The sequence below is a fragment of the Marinomonas sp. KMM3893 genome, assembly GCF_004352855.1.
GTDB classification, from domain to species: Bacteria; Pseudomonadota; Gammaproteobacteria; order Pseudomonadales; family Marinomonadaceae; genus Marinomonas; species Marinomonas arenicola.
On the sequence record NZ_SJSC01000001.1, the window covers coordinates 356,459 to 376,491 of the forward strand.

Below are 20,033 nucleotides of genomic sequence, written 5' to 3' on the forward strand. Positions count from 1 at the left end.
TACTCATGATTCTTTATATTGCCGAAAAACCCAGCTTAGCTCGCGCCATTGCTGCCGCCCTTCCTACTCCACAAAAGAAAGAAGATGGCTGTATTTGGCTTCCCAATGGCGATTGTGTCAGTTGGTGTATTGGTCACTTGCTTGAGCAAGCAGAGCCGCATCAATACAATCCTGCGTTTAAGTCTTGGAACTTAGAGCACTTACCTATTATCCCCACAGAATGGAAATGGCAAGAAAAGGCCGCCACTAAAAAACAGCTTTCTGTGTTAAAAAAATTAATTAAAAAAGCCTCTGTATTGGTTCATGCTGGCGATCCGGATCGCGAAGGACAGCTGCTTGTGGATGAGGTCTTACACTACACCAAGGTGCCAGCGCAAAAGCTTAAAAACACCCAGCGTTTACTCGTCAACGATTTGACGCCTTCGGCAGTCAAAAAAGCCCTTGGCAACTTACGCCCCAATACGGAGTTTTCAGCCCTTTCAAGATCCGCCCTAGGACGTGCCCGTGCCGATTGGTTATTTGGCCTCAATCTCACGCGTGCCTACACCATTAGAGGACGTCAGGCTGGCTATCAAGGCGTGCTGTCTATCGGCCGAGTGCAAACCCCTATTTTAGGGCTAGTGGCCGCCAGAGACAAAGAACGAGAAACTTTTGTAGCAAAAGATTTTTACCAAGTCTGGGCCAACATAGAAGATAAAAAAGGCAACCGATTCCGTGCAAAATGGTTACCAAGCGAATCATGCCAACCCTATATGGACGAAGAAAATCGAGTATTAAGCCGACCTCTTGCTCAAAATGTTGCGACTCGCATTACGAATAAACCCGCGATCGTGAGCGCGGCAAATTACCAGCAAAAAAAGCAAGCCCCACCTTTGCCTTATAGTTTATCTGCGTTGCAAATTGACGCGGCGAAAGCATTTTCTCTATCCGCCCAACAAGTGCTAGATATCTGCCAGACACTCTACGAGCGCCATCAAATAATCACCTACCCAAGGTCCGATTGTCGCTACCTGCCTAGCCAACAGCACAAAGACGCTCCAGCCATTATAAAGGCGCTTAGCAATGGCGAAGGCGAGCTTGCTGAAGGCGCTCGTGCCGCGGATTCTGCTAGGAAAAGCAAAGCCTGGAATGACAAGCAGGTCAGCGCACACCACGCTATTATTCCGACTACTCAGTCTTACAAAATGGCGTCTTTATCCAAAACAGAAGCGCTGGTTTTTTCACTCATTGCACGCCAATACTTAATGCAGTTCTACCCTGATTACGACTATCTATCATCGCAAATAAAATTAATCATTGAAGGCGGGCAATTTGAAGCCAAAGGAAATACACCCATTGCCCTAGGCTGGAAAGCGCTTTTACCCAGTAAGAGCAAAGCCAAAAGCCAGAGCGACGAAGAGCAGAGCGAACTCCCAAAATTGACTAAAGGGGAAGAAACTTGGTGCTATGAAGGCTCCGTTGATGAAAAAGTCACCACACCGCCTGCCGCGTTCACCGATGCGACACTGCTTGCGGCAATGACAGGGATCAGCCGCTTTGTGACCGATAAGGACATTCGTGCTATTTTGAAAGAAACCGATGGATTAGGCACAGAGGCCACTCGAGCCAGTATTATTGAGCTGCTTTTCAAACGTGGTTTTCTGACCCGACAAGGGAAACAAATTCATGCCAGCAAAACTGGCCGCGCCTTTATTGACTGCTTACCAGAACAATTAGTGACGCCTGACATGACCGCGAAATGGGAATCTGCTCTAAACGCCATCAGCTTAGGGGAAGCCAGCTATCAAACCTTTATGGAGAGTCTGGAAAAGAATTTAGCGGAGTTACTCGATAAATCACGAGAAATGCCAACAACAGCACTCAAAAACTTGCCTGCTCCGACCAAAAAAGCCTTCACCAAACGCAAAAGTACGCGACAAGCAAGCACCAAGAAAGCGACAGGCTCAAACGCAAGAAGACGCTCGAAGGCGTCTTCTTAATCTCAGTTTGTTAACCGCTTTTTAGCGCTAAAAAAGCAAGCCAATCCACCGTAATCAAGTATTAACCAATGGCCAACCAACCACCGACAAAAATCATTAAGGTGCCCGCTACACGATTCATGATTCGCACGTTACCGCTTTTCATTAACACAGATCTCAATGTTCGACCTCCCATGGCATAAATAACGAGGCAGGTAAATTCAAGGCAAAGTATGATCGCGATTAACACCACTAATTGGCTTGCTAGTGGTTGTGATGAATCTAGGAATGGGGGCAATAATGCCACAAAAAACGCCCACCCTTTCGGGTTGGCTATCGCAGTAACAAAGCCTTGAGAAATCAGCTCAAATGAGGTGGCAGCGACACCACCCTCTTCTTGCGCCTTGATCGCCATTTTGCCTTTAGACAACCACATTTGAATACCAATATAAGCAAGATAGAGACCGCCCATGGCTTTCAGGACGGAAAAAGCGGTTGGATAATTGAGTAATAACGCTGCGACACCAATCGCCGAGAGTGTCGCCACTGTCGCAACCCCTGTTAGCTCTCCTAACATCATCCATAATGCGCGTTTCACACCAATTGTCATTCCCAATGTCATAGCAAGTGTCATGCACATACCAGGAGTAATGGAAACAAAAAAGAAGGTTGGAATAAACGCCGATAAAAGAGCTAAGTTCACACAATATCCTCACTAATTAATAACAACAGATGCCCCTGCTTCACGCGTATAAGCAAAGCCTAGGAAGATGAAAATAACAGGAAAAGCCTCGTCTAGAAATGTTTCTTTTTCTTAAACTCAGTCTCATCAATAAACTTATCCCACTCTTGGTTCAGTGCACCTTCTGCAGGCTCTTGAGCCGTTCCTTTTAAAGCGTCTTTAATGTCCCCCCCTGAAGAAGCTTGCTGGGCACTTTTTACTTCATCAATCAGACTGTTATATTGTTTAATGGCGGTTTTGGCTTCCACCGTTCCTTTAATAGGCGCTAACTGTATTAATGCCTCTTTATAAGAAGTGATCGCTTTTTCATAATTACCAGATAAAAAGGACTGACGAGCAGCGTAAGCATGTAGATCCGCCTTCACCTTATATTTGTAAAAACGAAGCAAGTTTGAATAACGAGTGACCACGTCACTGTTCAAGGTTTTGTCTTTTTCTGATTGTTTCAAAAACAGGTGAAAAGAATCAAACAGACGTTTTAAGTCCATAATCATCAACTCATCATTAATAGGTTTTACTTTGCGCTTTTGTTTGCTCGTTTGGAATTCTGAAGCTTCTTCTGCTGTCAGTTTGCGACGCCGTATTAAGGTCGCATCAGGTTGCAAAGCAATCAAAGCATCATAGATAACGATTAGCCGTGAAAACAACCACAAGCGCATGTCTTTAGGCTGGTATTGAGGGGGAATGTCATCAAGGTAGCGTCGTACCTGTCGAAGCTGATTATTCAAAGCCGCTATTTTTCTGACTTTTTCTAACCGAGCTTGCTCTTTAAATTGGAGGTAGATAGCAAATACAATAAAGCCTCCAATAACCACTAAAAGAACAGAAATGATGATGACAGTCATACTCTACCGTTTACTCTTTTTATTTAAAGATAAATATTTTGACTCGCGACAAAAGCACTTTTAGCGGGTTAGTCATCTATGCATGCTTCTGATCCATCTCAGTATCAAGTTGGCTAGATGCCGTACTATGTTTAAATAACATATCCTCAACAATAGAAATGTGCGATTTCACCACACAAACCTCTTCAGATACATTTTCAATAACCGCCACTTTCTCAATTTCAGCCAGCGCCGTACGGTAATTTTCTAGAGCCTTGGCTTTTCTATCAGCCGCCAAATCCACCTTGGCCTGATGCAACAACCAATCATAATGCACCAAACAATGAGAATAACGAACCAATTCAATTTGCCGTTTGGCACTTCTGTGATCTATAACATGCTGAATTGAAAATTCTCTTAATAGCGTCGGTAAAAAACGCAGCGAATTTTGTATTTTTGTACAATGCGTTGCACTCGCCACCTTCTCTCTTTTGCTATTTTGAATACCTTCTTTCAACTGCCTTCTTAATTCTGCGAGCTCTGGCAAGGCAGACATTAACTCGGGCGCTTCAACACGCTTATTAACAATACGAGGAACAATAGAGTGCAAATAATCAATTAGTAGTATTTTTGTTTCAATCGGAAAATACCGATCGGGCACCGATTCAAGAGTTGAAATAAGGCGATAGCTTCTAGCGATAAGCTTATCCACCACTTTATTCTTACTAATATTCTGTTTCTTTTGCCAGGAAACCAATGCAAAGGCCGTTATTAGAAACACAATTCCAACAATAAAAACAATCGCGAATACAATGCTGACTTGATACATTTTGTCTGGCCTGCCGATTAATCCCTATCACCCATACTTTTTTATATCATAGAGCCAGAGTGAGAGACACAAAAAAGGCCAGTTAAACTGGCCTTTTTATTGGTAGGGTTAAATCGTTTATGAAGGCAAAGTCGCTAGCGCCTTCTCTAAACTGCACGCTATTTACTAACGAGACACGGAGAAACCCAGCAACATATAAAACAACATAGCAGAAAGCAATGCAGAAGCAGGTACGGTAATGACCCAAGCCGCAGCAATTCGAATCAGCGCAGAACGCTTAACCAATTCTTTCTTAGTGGCTTTTTTAAGGCCTTTACGCTCTTCTTTAGAAATTGGCGAATCGGCTCTTGCTGCTTTTAGCTCTTTAAGAATAAGGCGCTTCTGGTCAACATCGGCTTCGGTAAAGCGTTTTACAAATGCCTGAGTCTCGTCAACACCCAATCCCGCATTTTGAGAATGCTTAATAATGGCTGCAATTTTCTTATCGTAAGACTGCTTCAAGTATTCACGTAAAAAGCCTACACCAAAAATACCACCAACAGCGATATGCGTAGAACTCACTGGTAGCCCTAGCTGCGATGCAATAATAACGGTAATGGCAGCGGCCATAGCAACACAAAAAGCACGAGTTTTATCCAGCTCAGTAATTTCACTACCAACGGCTTTGATCAACTTAGGACCAAACAACGCAAGACCAATGGCAATACCGATACCACCTACGGCCATAATCCAAAGAGGAATCGGTGCTTTACTTGAGACAGAGCCCGTCATCAAAGCGTCGTTTATCGCAGCTAAAGGCCCAATAGAGTTGGCGACGTCATTCGCACCATGAGCAAAACTTAATAAGGCCGCGGAAGCAATCAATGGAATAGTAAATAAGCTGTTCACAGCGTCTTTATTGTTTTGCAACGAGGCAGCGGCTTTATCGACCATAGGACGCACAATAAAGTACGCCGTTAATGCGATCGCAAACCCGATCAAACCCGCCGTCATTATGTCTAGCTTCCAAAGGTGCTTTAAGCCCTTCATTATCAGGTAAGTAGAAAACGCCCAAACCATCAAGCCAACTAATAAAGGCACGGTTTTTTTCGCCGCTGCGATCATGTCGTTCTTATAGGTAATGGAACGCTTAATATAAATTAAGAATAACGCGGCTATTACCCCTCCCAGCACAGGAGAAATGACCCAACTTGCGACAATCGCCAACAATTGACTCCAGTTGGCGATATCCCAGCCACCTGCTGCAATACCTGCTCCTAATACACCACCAACAATCGAGTGGGTTGTAGAAACTGGCGCGCCTAAATAAGTGGCCAAGTTAAGCCAAATAGCACCCGCTAACAAAGCGGCCATCATAATCCAAATGAAGGTTTCTGCATCCGCAATGGCATTCGGATTGATAATGCCTTTTTTGATCGTACCAACAACGCTGCCACCAGCGATGAGAGCGCCTGCGGCTTCAAATACTGCGGCAATTAGAATCGCACCAGTCATCGACAGCGCTTTCGAACCTACCGCTGGACCGACGTTATTCGCGACATCATTAGCACCAATATTCAATGCCATGTAAGCCCCAATCGCCGCAGCGATAGCGAGAATTGAAAGGTTAGAAACCCCAATACCTTGCCATGAAGCATAAAAGCCAGAGACGAATACAAAAGCTAATGCTAGCAGTATGCGGATAAATTCGTTTCCACCCCATAGGGTAGTTTCTTGTTTCGGGTTATTTGTAAGATCCATATAGGCTCATCTTTACTGATTAATCTATGCCAAACCGCTTTCCACTGAACCCAAATATAGTGGAAAGAGAAATGCCTACCTTAGCAATATTAGAATTCGGCTCTGGGGTCATCCTGTCACATTTTGTTCATAAAATGCCTTTCGGGCGCCATTCTACACCGAGGTACCCAATATAAAAACCCTATAAATATTACAATTTTGTGTCAGAAAGTATTCGTAAAAAAAGTGCCCCTATGGGCACTTTAAAAAAATTATCACTTCTCGAAACAACAATGATTGCTTGCCATCTAGAGCGCGCACTAACGAAACCTGTATACACAGCAGATTATTCGCTCACAGACAAACCATATTCATCCGATGCATCCACCAGCCAACGCCAAACGTAATCCGCAAAGCTACGACGAACAACCATAAAGTAACTGCCTTCTACCTGATGATGCAGAACGACCGTTGCCTTAGCAAAATGCGTAGTAATGACTTTCCCTACAGGAAATTCCGCTTCTATGTCGTATCCGCAGCTCTTTTGTAAGACCTGCTGAACGGCACGACCAGATAAGGTCATCAGTGTTTGACCACCTGACACATCCACCACGGAAAAATGCCCAGTAAGCTCGGCGCGTAACGAGGTTTCAATCTCGCCAGGAGACAAGTTCGCTGCGAGAATCAACCATTCGTCCGGACCAATCCAAAAAACATGGCAACGTTCACAAGCACGGCTTGTTAGTGGCGTCAAAGGCAAGGCAGTGCCCAGCACTTTTTCAACGCCGGCAACAAAATCAGCGTTTTCTGGGTTGCCTCGTAAGGTCAGGTGCGCATAAAAAGACGCTTCGCAAAAGCGCACGCCAGCCTCGTCGACATTTTTATGCGTAACATGGTGCAAAGGTGTCTCACGTCGAGTGATACCTTGAGTATTTTTAGCCCGTGCTGAAAAATCAAACGTCGCTGAATTAGACATTTTGGCGCTCTCCTTTTGGGTCGTAAAAGACATAATCACAAATTTCAGCTTCAATAACTCGACCATCAGCCAAAGGAAAATATACGGTATCGCCTTTATGACTCTGACCTTCTTTAATAACCGCTAACGCAATCGAACGACCAACCACAGCACTGTAATAGCTCGATGTGACATGCCCCACCATGGTCATTGGAATCGCTTGCTCTGGGTCCCACACAGCTTGTGCACCTTCTGGCAGCACTTCGTCAGGGTTCTTCGTTTTCAACCCCACATACTGTTTTCTTGCGGCCTTTTTCGTATCTGGGCGATCGAAAGAGCGCTTGCCAATAAAGCTGAACTCTTTGTTTTTTCCAACACACCAGCCCATATCCATATCATAAGGTGTGACTGAACCATCGGTGTCTTGACCCACAATAATGAAACCTTTTTCAGCGCGCAGCACGTGCATGGTCTCAGTGCCATAAGGCGTAATATCAAACTCTTTGCCAGCGGCCATCACCGCTTCCCAAACAAAAAGTCCATCGTTTGCTGGCACATTGATTTCGTAAGATAATTCGCCAGTGAAACTGATCCGAAAAACCCGCCCTTTCACCCCTGCTATCGTGCCTTCTCGCCAATCCATGAACTTGAAAGCGTCTTTATCAAGGTCAATGTCATCACACACTTTGGCTAACACTTTACGGGCATTGGGTCCCGAAATAGTCATGGTCGACCAATGGTCGGTCACCGATGTCATAAAGACATCTAATTCCGGCCATTCTGTTTGGTGCCACAGCTCCAACCACTCCAGTACATTGGCCGCACCACCCGTTGTGGTCGTCAAAATAAAATGATCGTCCGCCAAGCAAGAAGTCACGCCATCATCCATGATCATGCCATCTTCTTTCAGCATCAGACCATAACGACACTTGCCAACCGCCAGCTTAGACCAAGCATTGGTGTAGACACGGTTTAAGAACTCACGCGCGTCTTTGCCTTGTATATCAATTTTTCCTAAGGTGGATGCATCCAAAATACCCACACTATTGCGCGTGGCTAAGCATTCACGATTCAAGGATTCCTGCATAGTCTCACCCGGTTTTGGGTAATACCATGGACGCTTCCACTGACCGACATCCTCAAACAAGGCGCCATTTTCAACATGCCATTGGTGCATTGCGGTATAACGCTCTGGATCGAATAATGACTCGGCGTCACGCCCTGCTAACGCCCCAAAAGTAGAAGGCGTATAAGAGGGTCTGAAAATGGTCGTGCCGGTTTCCTCAATACTTTTGCTTAGCGAGCGAGCCGCAATCGCCATACCATTAACGTTACCCAGCTTGCCTTGATCGGTACCAAACCCCATCGCGGTGTAGCGTTTAACGTGCTCGATCGATTCAAACCCTTCGCGAGTTGCCAATTCAATGCCTGCCGCCGTCACATCATTTTGCAAATCAACAAACTGCTTAGGCGCTCGACTGACTGGTTTTTTATGTGGCACCAAAAACAGAGCTTGCGCTTTACCTTCCGCAATCCGCTCAACAGAAGGCTTATTCGCTAACACCTCGCCTTGGCCAAAACCTGCCGCTGACGCGGCTTTAGCACCGACATCAAAACCATGATCAATGCAATCAACTAGCTGATGATCACCCAGGATAGAACCGACACAATGCTGTGCTTGCAAGGCTTTACCGGGAACAAAGCCGATAACCTCCTCACTCCAAGTTGGGCGTGAGCCAGTATGGCAGCTCAAATGCACCACAGGACTCCAGCCGCCCGATGTGGCGACCGTATCACAGTCGTACTGTTTAACATCGCCCGTTACCTTGTCGCCTTGTTCATTGATTGGCGCCACAGAAGCGGAATAGACTCGATGTCCGCCTTTCGCTTCGGTGACCGCATGACCAAACCAAACGTTGATCCCTAACGCCTTAGCTTCGGCGACTAATGCGCCATCCGAATGCGTACGAGAATCGGCGATTCCCACCACATGACGGCCCGCTTTTGACCACTCGATCGCCGCTAAATAGCCGCTGTCATTGGCCGTAGAGACGATCAAATCATGACCAGGCACGACCGCGTAGCGTTTAATATAGGTCGCTACCGAAGACGCTAACATCACCCCAGGCACATCATTGTTAGCAAACACCAATGGTCGCTCTTGCGCGCCCGCCGCCAAAATTACCTGTTTAGCACGTATTCGATGCGATCGTTGACGTGTTCCAGACACTGCCCGCTCACCAAGGTGATCCGTTCGGCGCTCAATCGCCACTAAGAAATTATGATCAAAGTAGCCCATGACCGTGGTTTTAGGCAGTACTTTCACATTCTCCATTGCTTCCAGTTCAGCCACAATTTCAGCCAACCACAAGGACGCCGATCCGCCATTAATAGGCTGATCAAACGTTAGAAGATGCCCACCCATTTCACTTTGCTCGTCCGCAATAATAACACGTGCACCCGTTTTGGCCGCGGCATAGGCCGCACTCAAACCCGCTGGACCACCGCCTACAACCATCACATCGCAATGCTGATTAAACTTGTCATAAGTATCTGGGTCTGGCGCAGTTGGCGCTTTACCCAGACCTGCGGCCTTACGAATAAAATGCTCATACGTCATCCACAACTTTTGTGGATACATAAAGGTTTTATAATAAAACCCTGGTGGCATCAGAGCACCAGCTTTGCCCAAATAGGACATCAAATCGAAATTAACATTCGGCCAACCCGCGACAGGGTTAGACACTAGACCTGAGTACAACTCCTGTTGTGTGGCTCGAACATTGGGCACCGTTGTATCGCCAGTCCCCAGTTGAACCACACCATTGGGTTCTTCACTTCCGTGACCAGTAATGCCGCGAGCACGGGAATATTTAAAGCTACGACCGACTACGTCCACGCCGTTTGCTAATAAAGCCGACGCTAAGGTATCGCCTTCATAACCTTTATAGTGCTGACCGGCAAAGCTAAAGTTTAATGCTTTATTACGGTCAATCCGGCCCCCTTGGGCTAAGCGATTCTTCTGGCTCATTCCGTCTCTTCCTTATCGGTAACCGCTGGCATCTCACCTATCTTGTAGGTTTCGTAAATATCATAAGTAACGGTATTGCGCGTCACGTTAAAAAAACGTCGACAACCGCTTACGTGGTACCACATTTCATGATGGATACCTTTGGGATTCTTACGGAAAAATAAGTAATCCCCCCACTCCTTATCCGATAAAGCGTCAGGATCTTTGGGACGAACAATGTGCGCTTGGCCACGATAATGGAACTCGTCTTCTTCACGATGTTCCTGACAATAGGGACAAAAAAGATGCAACATAAAACAGATCTCCTAGTGAGCTACGCCAGCGGCGCCGTGTTCGTCAATAAGGTGCCCCGAATGGAAGCGATCAATGCTAAAAGGTTTCGCCAGTGGATGAGGTTCATCCTTGGCGATGGTGTGCGCAAACACATTGCCAGACCCAGGTGTGGCTTTAAAGCCACCGGTTCCCCAACCACAGTTAAAGTACAAACCCGGAATGTGTGTCTTGGAAATAATCGGGGAAGCGTCAGGCGTGGTATCGACAATACCGCCCCAAGCACGGTTCATGCGCACTCGCCTAACGTCTGGGAACATTTCACAGATCGCCGCCAAAGTGTGCTCAATAACAGGAAAAGAGCCACGCTGACCATAGCCGGTATAGCCATCAATACCCGCACCAATCACCAAGTCGCCTTTGTCCGATTGACTCATGTAGCCGTGTACTGCATTGGACATCACAACCGTGTCTAGAATCGGCTTGATTGGTTCGGAAACACAAGCCTGCAACGGATGACTTTCGATAGGCAGCTCCATGCCCACCATTTTGGCTAGCAAAGAAGAGCTGCCCGCGGTCACACACGCCACTTTTTTAGCGGCGATAAAACCACGATTGGTTTCGACGCCACACACAGCGCCTTCATGACGACGAATTCCGATTACTTCCGTTTGCTGTAGTAAATCCACACCTAGTGCATCAGCACCTCGAGCAAACCCCCAAGCCACAGCGTCATGCCGAGCGACCCCGCCACGGGCTTGCCAAGAAGCGCCCAGCACAGGGTAACGGGCACTCGCGGAGCAATCTAACAACGGGCAAATGTCTTTCACTTGCTTCGCATTCAGTACTTCACCATCGATACCGTTTAGCCGGTTCGCACTCACTCGTCGCTCAATATCTCGCATGTCTTGCAAGTTATGACCAAGGTTCAATACGCCACGCTGTGAGAACATCACGTTGTAGTTTAAATCTTGGCTCAGGCCTTCCCACAATTTCATCGAGTGTTCGAATAGGTGAGCGGCTTCATCCCACAGGTAATTGGAACGAACGATTGTGGTGTTACGGGCGGTATTCCCTCCGCCCAGATAGCCTTTTTCAACCACGGCAACATTGGTAATACCATGCTCTTTAGCAAGGTAGTAGGCGGTCGCTAACCCATGCCCACCGCCACCAATAATGACCACATCGTAGACGTCCTTCGGAGTCGGATTACGCCATACTTTCTGCCAATTTTCATGATGACTTAACGCATGTTTAAAGAGACTAAATACTGAATAACGACTCATAACACCATCCTATACACTCGATGACACAGTTCTAAAATTGATTGTCGCTAACCCACAAGGTCAGCACTCAATGACATTAACAGCGAGTCCCCCACGAGAGGTTTCCTTGTACTTATCATTCATATCACGTCCGGTATCACGCATGGTGCGGATCACTTTATCTAATGAAACATAGTGCGTTCCATCGCCTCGAATCGCCATCGCGGCGGAGTTAATGGCTTTCATTGCCCCCATCGCATTGCGCTCAATACAAGGTACTTGAACCAGCCCTCCTATCGGATCACAGGTCAGCCCCAAATTGTGTTCCATGCCAATCTCCGCGGCATTTTCTACTTGCTCTGGGGTGCCGCCAGTCGCAGCCGCTAACCCTGCTGCGGCCATCGCACAAGCCGAACCGACTTCCCCTTGGCAACCGACTTCAGCACCAGATATAGACGCGTTTTCTTTAAACAACATGCCTATTGCTGCGGCCGTTAAAAAGAACTCAATAATGCCGTCTTTGCTGGAGCGCGGACAAAACTCCCAGTAGTAATGCAAGACCGCAGGGATGATGCCCGCCGCGCCATTGGTTGGCGCTGTGACGACTCGCCCTCCGGCCGCGTTTTCTTCATTGACCGCCAAGGCGTACAAATTCACCCAATCCAGTGCCCCCAGCGAAGGCGTAATCATGTCCATGCGTGTTTTGCTGGACAAATCTCTGTATAAGCTGGCCGCGCGGCGTTTGACTTTTAATCCGCCTGGCAAGATACCTTCATGTGTCATGCCATTTTTCACGCACTCTTTCATGGTTTTCCAAATGCTTAGAATGCCTTCTCGTATGGCCTCTTCACTGCGCCACACTTTTTCATTCTCCAGCATGATCTGAGCAATGCTCAACTCCTGTTCTCGACAAAGAGCAATTAAGCTTTCCGCACTATGAAACTCAAAAGGCAGTACGGTGCTGTCTTCAACCAACTCTACGTCGCCTTGATCGTTCTCTTGCACAATAAAGCCACCACCGACGGAATAAAAAGTCGCTTTATGCAAGGACGACCCGTCTGCATCAAAGGCTTCTAACACCATGCCATTCGCATGAAAATCAAGACGATCGATTCGGTGATAAATCAAATCTGCTTGCACATCAATCGCGACAGCCTGCTTAGCCAGCAAACGAATCAGCGAAGTCGATTCTATTTCTGCCACGCGATCATTAATCATGTTTGGGTCAACTAAATCGGGTAATTCACCCTCTAAGCCGATAAGCACGGCTTTACCGGTACCGTGCCCTTTACCCGTTGCCCCCAAAGAACCATACAAATCGATCTTTAGGCGCGCGACTTTTGACATTAAATGCAATGTCTCAAGTTGGTGAGCAAACTGGTTCGCCGCCACCATTGGCCCCACAGTATGTGAACTGGATGGGCCAATACCTACTTTAAAAAGATCAAACAAACTGATTGCCATGATTACGCTTTCCTCTTTTCTTAAAACACCAAGACAATGAATAAAGGCCTCACTGTCTGGCTCTTTTTTATTTGTTATTACAAGAACAAAGACCCGTTCAGAGAACAACTAAATATTCTTGGTTACAAGCATTTTTATTATGCGTTTCAAACAGAGGTAGCAGCAAAATGCATCGCGATACATCAACCAACAAAACAACGCACTCTCTATGTCGATATTGTGTGTGTCACGCCATCAAGCCATTTACCTGAAAACGACACTTTTATGTCCTCATACTCCCAAATTCATTTAGACCTTCTAGCCATGCTGTGTTTTTTATCTAACACCCGTAACTTCACTCACCTAAACAGTAAGAACAAAGTTGAGAGACTCTTTTTTTGACGATGTTAAGACGCTGAAAATGGTCAAAAAACGCACACCTTATTGCAGTCCCTTGAAGCCACTAAAGCACGCCTTTCGATCCTTTTCTTCTATTAAGTTTCCCTATCAATAAGCCGTTGTGGATTTGTTATATTTATTTTGTGCACATTTGTTACAAAGTATGCAAATGATCATGATTTTTTTGTATAGTATCAACAGGCTTCATAAAGAAACTAAATTCTATTTTGATGCTGAAATGGCGCTATTGTTTAACTGGTTAGCCTTTCTTAGAAAGGTTTTTTAAAAATACGCCCAATAAAAATCAAAATACGGCGACTTACCCTTCACACCCAAAGGAAGAGGATTAATTATGTCAGCAACTATTATTGTCGGAGTAGACGGAAGTGAGGCAGGCAATCGCGCACTTTCCTACGCCAAGCGACTAGCAACCCTAATCGGAGACGAATGCGTTTTAGAGCTTGTTTGCATTGTCGAATGGTCTCCTTACACTTTTCAAACCCACGAAGAAAATGCCCTACGTAAGAAAAACCGCCAAGAAGAATTAAACAACGCTAACGCCCGCGTTATCAGCCCAGCTCTTAAAGCACTCGAAGAAGCAGGCATTAAAGGGAATGGCCGTGTACTGCATGGCAAGGTTGCCCATTTACTTAACAGCATTGCTGTTGAAACAAACGCAGAACAGATTGTCGTGGCGCGCTCCACTGAACACGGCTTAAGCACACGTGTCTTTGGTAGTGTGACAGCGCACCTTGTTATGAGTGCGAATGTCCCTGTTACCGTTGTAAGCTGAGGAGCTGCTATGAAAAATTTTACGATATTAATAACGGCCTTGCTTTCACTGCTAATGATGAGCCTAAGCTCCACGGTTCAAGCAGCGGAAGGCATTGATGCCACCGTCAACGAAGTATTTGGCGCGGCCACTGGCTGGTTTGTGGCACTGATCTTTGCACCCATCCCAGGGACGAGCTTTCCTTGGATTGTGCTTTGGTTAGTAACAGGCGCCAGTATATTCACTCTGTATTTTGGTTTTGTTCAGTTTCGCAGCATCGGGCACTCTATTGCCTTGGTCAAAGGCGACTACTCAAACCCAAATGACGCAGGTGAAGTAAGTCACTTCCAAGCGCTTGCTACCGCACTTTCCGGTACGGTTGGACTGGGTAACATTGCAGGTGTTGCGGTAGCGGTTTCCATTGGTGGCCCTGGTGCTACTTTTTGGATGATCCTTGCCGGCTTACTAGGCATGGCATCGAAATTTACCGAGTGTACCCTGGGTGTGAAATACCGAAATGAATACAAAGACGGCAGCGTGTCTGGTGGTCCGATGTATTACATCTCTAAAGGTTTCGCTGAAAAAGGCATTCCTGGTGGTAAATTGCTAGCGGGCTTGTTCGCTGTGTTCTGTATTTTGGGCTCTCTTGGTGGCGGCAACATGTTCCAAGCCAACCAAGCACACGCTCAATTAACACAAGTTATCGGTGACTACCCAGGTTGGATTACTGGGGTTGTTTTTGCCACGCTCGTGTTCGTCGTTATTGTCGGCGGTATCAAATCGATTGCGCGTGTTACAGATAAAGTGGTCCCTTTCATGGGTATCCTTTATGTGGGCGCAGCACTGATTATTTTGATCTTCAACGCAGACAAAATTGGTTGGGCATTTGGCCAAATCTTTACCGGCGCATTCACAGGTCTTGGTGTTGCAGGTGGTCTAGTAGGTGCCTTGATCCAAGGTTTCAAACGTGCCGCCTTCTCGAACGAAGCCGGGGTTGGTTCTGCCGCGATTGCTCACTCAGCAGTACAAACAAACGAACCTATTACCGAAGGCTTTGTTTCTTTGCTTGAACCATTTATCGATACCGTTGTGATCTGTACCATGACAGCCCTTGTGATCATCATCACAGGCCAATTAGTATCTGACCCACAAACAGGTCTTTATATTCTGAATGAAAGTGGCTCTATTTTGACCGCTGACGGTTCATCTGGTGTGGCGCTAACGTCTGCCGCATTTGGCTCAACAATCAGTTGGTTCCCGTTTGTCCTTGCTATTGCGGTTATCTTGTTCGCCTTCTCAACCATGTTGAGCTGGTCTTACTACGGTCTAAAAGCATGGACTTACTTGTTCGGCGAAAGCAAAAAAATGGAGTTGACCTTTAAAATCATCTTCTGCTTGTTTGTTGTTATCGGCGCAGCGTCTAGCTTAGGTCCTGTCATTGATTTCTCTGACGCCGCGATCTTCGCCATGGCCGTTGCCAACATCATCGGCTTATACTGCTTGATGCCTATTGTAAGAAAAGAATTAACGTCTTACTTAGCTCGCCTGAAAAGCGGTGAGATCAAGAAATACAAAGACATTAAGAAATAATATGTTTCGATAAAACATAATATTGGATCCATAAAAAACCCCAAAAGAGCCTTCTCTTTTGGGGTTTTCTTTTTGTCGCAAATAAAAAAAGGCCCCGAAGGGCCAAAATGTTGTCTCAGGGGATTAAGACACTTTCAATAACCTAGAAAAAGCCTAACGGATTAACGTCGTAGCTTACTAACAAGTTTTTCGTTTGTTGGTAATGCTCTAACGCCACTTTATGCGTTTCACGGCCAACACCCGATTTTTTATAACCACCAAACGCTGAGTGAGCTGGGTATTGGTGATAGCAGTTCATCCAGACTCGTCCCGCTTGGATGTTACGTCCCATTCGGTACGCCAAATTCGTATCACGAGTCCACACACCAGCCCCTAAACCAAACTCACTGTCATTGGCAATGGCCAGCGCTTCTGCTTCATCTTTAAAGGTCACGATACTGACGACTGGGCCAAAAATTTCTTCTTGGAACACACGCATATCATTGGTGCCTTTGAACAAGGTCGGTTCCATATAGAAGCCGTTTTCAAAGCCTGGCACTGTCGCCACACCACCACCGATTAATAATTCAGCGCCTTCTTCTTTACCGATGTCCATGTAGCTAAGAATTTTATCAAACTGTTGTTTCGATGCCTGGGCCCCCACTTGAGTATCGGTATCTAGTGGGTCACCACGTTGGATGGTTTTGGTACGCTCAATCACCAACTTGATGAATTCATCATAAATAGATTCATGAACCAGGGCGCGAGATGGGCAAGTACAGACTTCGCCTTGGTTAAAGAAGGCTAACACCAAGCCTTCAACACACTTACTTATGTAGGATTCTTCTTGTTGCATGATGTCAGCAAAATAAATATTAGGGGACTTACCACCTAACTCCACGGTGGAAGGAATGATATTTTCGGCAGCACAATGCAGAATCTGAGAACCTACTGGGGTCGATCCTGTAAAGGCAATTTTAGCGATACGCTTGCTGGACGCCAACGCTTGCCCCGCCTCTTTACCAAAACCATTAACGATATTTAACACACCGGCAGGCAGCAGATCGCCAATCAGTTTGACTAACTCAAGAATAGACGCTGGTGTTTGCTCGGCCGGTTTTAGTACCACACAGTTGCCCGCTGCCAACGCAGGTGCCAGCTTCCAAGCGGCCATTAAGATAGGGAAGTTCCAAGGAATAATTTGACCAACCACCCCTAAAGGCTCATGAAAATGATACGCCACTGTGTGTTCATCTAGCTCAGCGGCCGTGCCTTCTTGTGCTCGTAAGCAACCAGCAAAATAACGGAAGTGATCAGCGGCCAAAGGAATGTCTGCATTTAACGTTTCACGCACCGCTTTACCGTTATCCCACGTTTCAGCAACGGCCAAGAGTTCTAGATTTTGTTCGATGCGGTCTGCTATTTTGAGCAGAATATTTGAACGCGCCGCGACGGATGTTTTTCCCCATGCTTCTCGTGCCGCATGAGCCGCATCCAACGCTAGGTTAATGTCTTCCTCTGTAGATCGTGGAATTTGGCAGAATACGTCACCAGTAACAGGACTTACATTATCAAAATACTGGCCTTTCACTGGCGCAACCCAATCACCGCCGATGTAGTTTTCATATTGTTCTTGAAATGAAATGACGCTGCCTGCACTGCCTGGTTTTGCATAAATCATAATCTATCTCCACTCTTGTTGTTTTTGTAATGAGTTTTAATGAGGCTCTGGAAGTCATTAGTGACTCTCCTATCCACTTTAGAAACAAGCGACCATAAAAACTTGTCCATCAGTCCATGATTCTTGACTGTGTGTCCATTTTTATTGACCTTGACCCACTCAAGGTAGATGATAAATGCTGAAAATATAAACACCGCGCCACAACACAAAAATAATTCAGAGGTGTGTTAATGAATAAACCTTTCATGGGTGAAAAACCACTCGCTTGGCAAAAACGAGCACCAAGCGAATTGATCGAAAATCGCGTTTGCTTTGCAGGTCCCCATGCTGAGCTAAGTATTTACGATACCTATGAACAGGCCCAGAAAGTCAGCCTGAAGGCCAGTTCTCTGCTCTACTGTGGCATGGTGACTGGCGCAAAAGTCATGCACACTAAAAACCGCGAGAACATATCTTTCCTACCCCATGAATCCTTTATCTTATCCCCAGATGAAGAAGTATTGATCGACTTTCCCGAAGCCCAATTGGATTTACCGACAACCTGTCTTACCATCGAAATATCCAAAGAACGTGTCGCCCAAATTTGCGATCGAATGAACGACATCATGTCCTCGTCCCCGATTCCAACTAAAACACCCATTGACCCAAACCAACCCTTGCACACACTGCACACCCAAGCCACTCAACAACTGCTCAACCGACTCACCAGCGATTTTGTGCAAAATGACCCAGATCGCGACTTATTGGTTGATTTTGGCGTCAGTGAATTAGTCACTCGCATTTTGCGCCATCATGGTCGTGAAGCGCTGCTGAGATTCACTCAACACAACCCAGACGCGAACGGCTTAACCTGCGTTTTGCATTGGATCGAACAAAACCTCGCATTGCCTTTAGACGTCAACGAACTAAGCAAAAAAGCCTGCATGAGCCGCAGTCGTTTTTACGATGCATTTAAACGCCAATTAAATTGCACGCCTGCTGAATATCAGCATCAACGCCGCATGAGCCGTGCATATCAGCGCTTACAAGAACACGTGTCTGTGACGGAAGTCAGTTACGAATTGGGCTATCAAAGCCTGAGCCATTTCAGTCGACGTTTTCATCAACATTTTGGCGTGTCTCCCCGACAAATCACTCAGGAAAAACTAAACTAATCATTCAAAGTTAAACCTAACCCTGTGAGTTTCAGACGCCAAAAATTTGACAAGTAGATCTAGTCAACCAAAGCACACCTAACGTATAGTTAAGCCAACTATGTCTTGGTACTCCGACACTGCGATTTTAGCCAATTTAAAAACCACTCACTTTATGACTTCATCAAAACAGTAAGGCTGTTATGTCTCCGCTTTTTAAAAACCACAATTTCGTCCATTATTGGATCGGGCAAATAGCCTCCTCTTTTGCCTTTCAAATGCTCAGTGTTGGTGTTGGCTGGCAAATGTATGATCTTACCAATAGCCCGCTTGCGTTGGGCTTGGTGGGACTGTCACAGTTTCTCCCTCAGCTATTATTAACCCTGGTTGTGGGGCATGTAGCCGACCGTTACAACCGCCGTCTAATTTGTGTTTGTACTCGATTTGCCATGGCGCTGACGGTGGGCATACTGGCCTTTGGCAATATTAGCGATACGATTTCGGCTAATATGATTTACTTTTGTGCCGCCATGCTTGGCACCGCACGCGCCTTTGAAATGCCGGCAAATCAAGCCATTTTGCCAAACCTAGTCCCTAGCGAGATGTTGTCTCGAGCCATGAGTGCCATCGCCTCTGCACGAGAAATCTGTGTGATTGCTGGCCCAGCCTTAGGCGGATTGATCTATATTTTAGGGCCAACGACGCTTTATGTTTCCAGCATGAGTTGCTTTTTTGTGGCCTGCGGCATTATGTTTTTCTTGCGCTATAACTTTTCAATTAAAAGCAAAACGCCAATAAGTCTTGATCATTTACTGGGCGGATTTTCATTTATCCGTGGCAATAAAGTCATCTTAGGGTCGGTTTCTTTAGACATGTTTGCGGTGTTATTAGGTGGGGCAACGGCTCTGTTACCGATCGTCGCCAAGGACATTCTTCATACTGGGCCTTGGGGCTTAGGTCTATTGCGTTGTGCACCAGCACTCGGTGCACTGCTTATGTCGATTTATCTCGCACGCCGGCCATTAGAGCACAGTGTTGGTAAAATCATGTTTGCCGCCGTCGCTGTTTTTGGCGTCGCGACCATCTTATTTGGCCTGTCCGAAAGTCTATTCTTATCTATGTTTGCCTTAGTATTATTAGGCGCCTCAGACATGATCAGTGTGGTCATTCGCTCGACCTTAGTACAGCTTGAAACCCCGGACGAAATGCGGGGGCGAGTCAGCGCGGCCAATTCTGTGTTTATTGGTAGCTCTAATCAATTAGGGGAATTCGAATCCGGCGTAACCGCAGCATGGTTTGGTGTGGTACCAGCCATAGTGATAGGAGGAGTGGGGACCATTGCCATTGTCGGTATCTGGATGTATTTATTTCCACATCTGGTTCAACGTAACCAGCTAGAAAAAGCCAACGATTAAACGCCAGCCCTTCGCAGACAAGGCAAAA

15 protein-coding genes are annotated in these 20,033 nt (G+C 46.2%); 5 read left to right on the top strand and 10 right to left on the bottom strand.

Annotation, left to right across the window (positions count from 1 at the left end):
* The first annotated feature begins 5 nt into the window (after positions 1-5).
* A complete protein-coding gene (locus tag E0D71_RS01635) occupies positions 6-1,979 on the top strand; it encodes a DNA topoisomerase III (protein WP_133001553.1) in 1,974 nt (657 codons plus the stop codon).
* 61 nt (positions 1,980-2,040) lie between these two features.
* On the opposite strand, the gene E0D71_RS01640 is transcribed toward E0D71_RS01635, so the two are convergent.
* The 9 genes from E0D71_RS01640 to E0D71_RS01675 all read right to left on the bottom strand — a co-directional run bounded on the left by E0D71_RS01640 (position 2,041) and on the right by E0D71_RS01675 (position 13,057).
* Positions 2,041-2,661, bottom strand: a complete 621-nt coding sequence (locus E0D71_RS01640; RefSeq protein WP_133001554.1) for a LysE family translocator — start codon at positions 2,659-2,661, stop codon at positions 2,041-2,043.
* A gap of 92 nt (positions 2,662-2,753) precedes the next feature.
* On the bottom strand, positions 2,754-3,545 hold the full coding sequence (locus E0D71_RS01645) for a hypothetical protein (RefSeq protein ID WP_133001555.1): 792 nt from the start codon (positions 3,543-3,545) through the stop codon (positions 2,754-2,756).
* Positions 3,546-3,621: 76 nt separating this feature from the next.
* A complete protein-coding gene (locus E0D71_RS01650) occupies positions 3,622-4,353 on the bottom strand; it encodes a hypothetical protein (protein WP_133001556.1) in 732 nt (243 codons plus the stop codon).
* 165 nt (positions 4,354-4,518) lie between these two features.
* A complete protein-coding gene (locus E0D71_RS01655) occupies positions 4,519-6,093 on the bottom strand; it encodes an inorganic phosphate transporter (protein WP_133001557.1) in 1,575 nt (524 codons plus the stop codon).
* A gap of 325 nt (positions 6,094-6,418) precedes the next feature.
* Entirely contained in the window at positions 6,419-7,048 is a 630-nt protein-coding gene (locus tag E0D71_RS17440) for a sarcosine oxidase subunit gamma family protein (protein WP_207923308.1), read from the bottom strand.
* Positions 7,041-10,058 (bottom strand): sarcosine oxidase subunit alpha family protein, encoded by a 3,018-nt coding sequence (locus E0D71_RS01660; protein ID WP_207923309.1) that lies wholly within the window; start codon positions 10,056-10,058, stop codon positions 7,041-7,043. The genes E0D71_RS17440 and E0D71_RS01660 overlap by 8 nt, the downstream gene beginning before the upstream one ends.
* Positions 10,055-10,351 carry a sarcosine oxidase subunit delta gene (locus tag E0D71_RS01665; RefSeq protein ID WP_133001558.1) on the bottom strand — a complete coding sequence of 99 codons (297 nt, stop codon included), beginning with the start codon at positions 10,349-10,351 and terminating at the stop codon, positions 10,055-10,057. The genes E0D71_RS01660 and E0D71_RS01665 overlap by 4 nt, the downstream gene beginning before the upstream one ends.
* 12 nt (positions 10,352-10,363) lie before the next feature.
* A complete protein-coding gene (locus E0D71_RS01670; protein ID WP_133001559.1) occupies positions 10,364-11,614 on the bottom strand; it encodes a sarcosine oxidase subunit beta family protein in 1,251 nt (416 codons plus the stop codon).
* Positions 11,615-11,674: 60 nt separating this feature from the next.
* Positions 11,675-13,057 (bottom strand): L-serine ammonia-lyase, encoded by a 1,383-nt coding sequence (locus E0D71_RS01675; protein WP_133001560.1) that lies wholly within the window; start codon positions 13,055-13,057, stop codon positions 11,675-11,677.
* 730 nt (positions 13,058-13,787) lie between these two features.
* Here E0D71_RS01675 and E0D71_RS01680 point away from each other — a divergent pair.
* Together E0D71_RS01680 and E0D71_RS01685 are read left to right on the top strand one after the other, a co-directional pair.
* Positions 13,788-14,228: a universal stress protein gene (locus E0D71_RS01680; RefSeq protein ID WP_133001561.1), complete on the top strand. Its 441-nt coding sequence runs from the start codon at positions 13,788-13,790 to the stop codon at positions 14,226-14,228.
* Positions 14,229-14,237: 9 nt separating this feature from the next.
* Positions 14,238-15,797 (top strand): alanine/glycine:cation symporter family protein, encoded by a 1,560-nt coding sequence (locus E0D71_RS01685; RefSeq protein ID WP_207923310.1) that lies wholly within the window; start codon positions 14,238-14,240, stop codon positions 15,795-15,797.
* Between the two features lie 142 nt (positions 15,798-15,939).
* On the opposite strand, the gene E0D71_RS01690 is transcribed toward E0D71_RS01685, so the two are convergent.
* On the bottom strand, positions 15,940-17,457 hold the full coding sequence (locus E0D71_RS01690) for an aldehyde dehydrogenase family protein (protein WP_133001562.1): 1,518 nt from the start codon (positions 17,455-17,457) through the stop codon (positions 15,940-15,942).
* A 230-nt stretch (positions 17,458-17,687) separates the two neighbouring features.
* On the opposite strand from E0D71_RS01690, the gene E0D71_RS01695 reads away from it, so the two are divergent.
* Both E0D71_RS01695 and E0D71_RS01700 read left to right on the top strand, forming a co-directional pair.
* Positions 17,688-18,611 carry a helix-turn-helix domain-containing protein gene (locus E0D71_RS01695; RefSeq protein ID WP_133001563.1) on the top strand — a complete coding sequence of 308 codons (924 nt, stop codon included), beginning with the start codon at positions 17,688-17,690 and terminating at the stop codon, positions 18,609-18,611.
* Between the two features lie 182 nt (positions 18,612-18,793).
* On the top strand, positions 18,794-20,005 hold the full coding sequence (locus E0D71_RS01700) for an MFS transporter (RefSeq protein ID WP_133001564.1): 1,212 nt from the start codon (positions 18,794-18,796) through the stop codon (positions 20,003-20,005).
* Positions 20,006-20,033: the final 28 nt, after the last annotated feature.

Coding starts and splice junctions, on each gene's coding strand:
- E0D71_RS01675 (WP_133001560.1), bottom strand. CDS start 13,057: ATGGCAATCAGTTTGTTTGATCTTTTTAAAGTAGGTATTGGCCCATCC.
- E0D71_RS01685 (WP_207923310.1), top strand. CDS start 14,238: ATGAAAAATTTTACGATATTAATAACGGCCTTGCTTTCACTGCTAATG.
- E0D71_RS01655 (WP_133001557.1), bottom strand. CDS start 6,093: ATGGATCTTACAAATAACCCGAAACAAGAAACTACCCTATGGGGTGGA.
- E0D71_RS17440 (WP_207923308.1), bottom strand. CDS start 7,048: ATGTCTAATTCAGCGACGTTTGATTTTTCAGCACGGGCTAAAAATACT.
- E0D71_RS01650 (WP_133001556.1), bottom strand. CDS start 4,353: ATGTATCAAGTCAGCATTGTATTCGCGATTGTTTTTATTGTTGGAATT.
- E0D71_RS01645 (WP_133001555.1), bottom strand. CDS start 3,545: ATGACTGTCATCATCATTTCTGTTCTTTTAGTGGTTATTGGAGGCTTT.
- E0D71_RS01660 (WP_207923309.1), bottom strand. CDS start 10,058: ATGAGCCAGAAGAATCGCTTAGCCCAAGGGGGCCGGATTGACCGTAAT.
- E0D71_RS01695 (WP_133001563.1), top strand. CDS start 17,688: ATGAATAAACCTTTCATGGGTGAAAAACCACTCGCTTGGCAAAAACGA.
- E0D71_RS01700 (WP_133001564.1), top strand. CDS start 18,794: ATGTCTCCGCTTTTTAAAAACCACAATTTCGTCCATTATTGGATCGGG.
- E0D71_RS01690 (WP_133001562.1), bottom strand. CDS start 17,457: ATGATTTATGCAAAACCAGGCAGTGCAGGCAGCGTCATTTCATTTCAA.
- E0D71_RS01635 (WP_133001553.1), top strand. CDS start 6: ATGATTCTTTATATTGCCGAAAAACCCAGCTTAGCTCGCGCCATTGCT.
- E0D71_RS01670 (WP_133001559.1), bottom strand. CDS start 11,614: ATGAGTCGTTATTCAGTATTTAGTCTCTTTAAACATGCGTTAAGTCAT.
- E0D71_RS01665 (WP_133001558.1), bottom strand. CDS start 10,351: ATGTTGCATCTTTTTTGTCCCTATTGTCAGGAACATCGTGAAGAAGAC.
- E0D71_RS01680 (WP_133001561.1), top strand. CDS start 13,788: ATGTCAGCAACTATTATTGTCGGAGTAGACGGAAGTGAGGCAGGCAAT.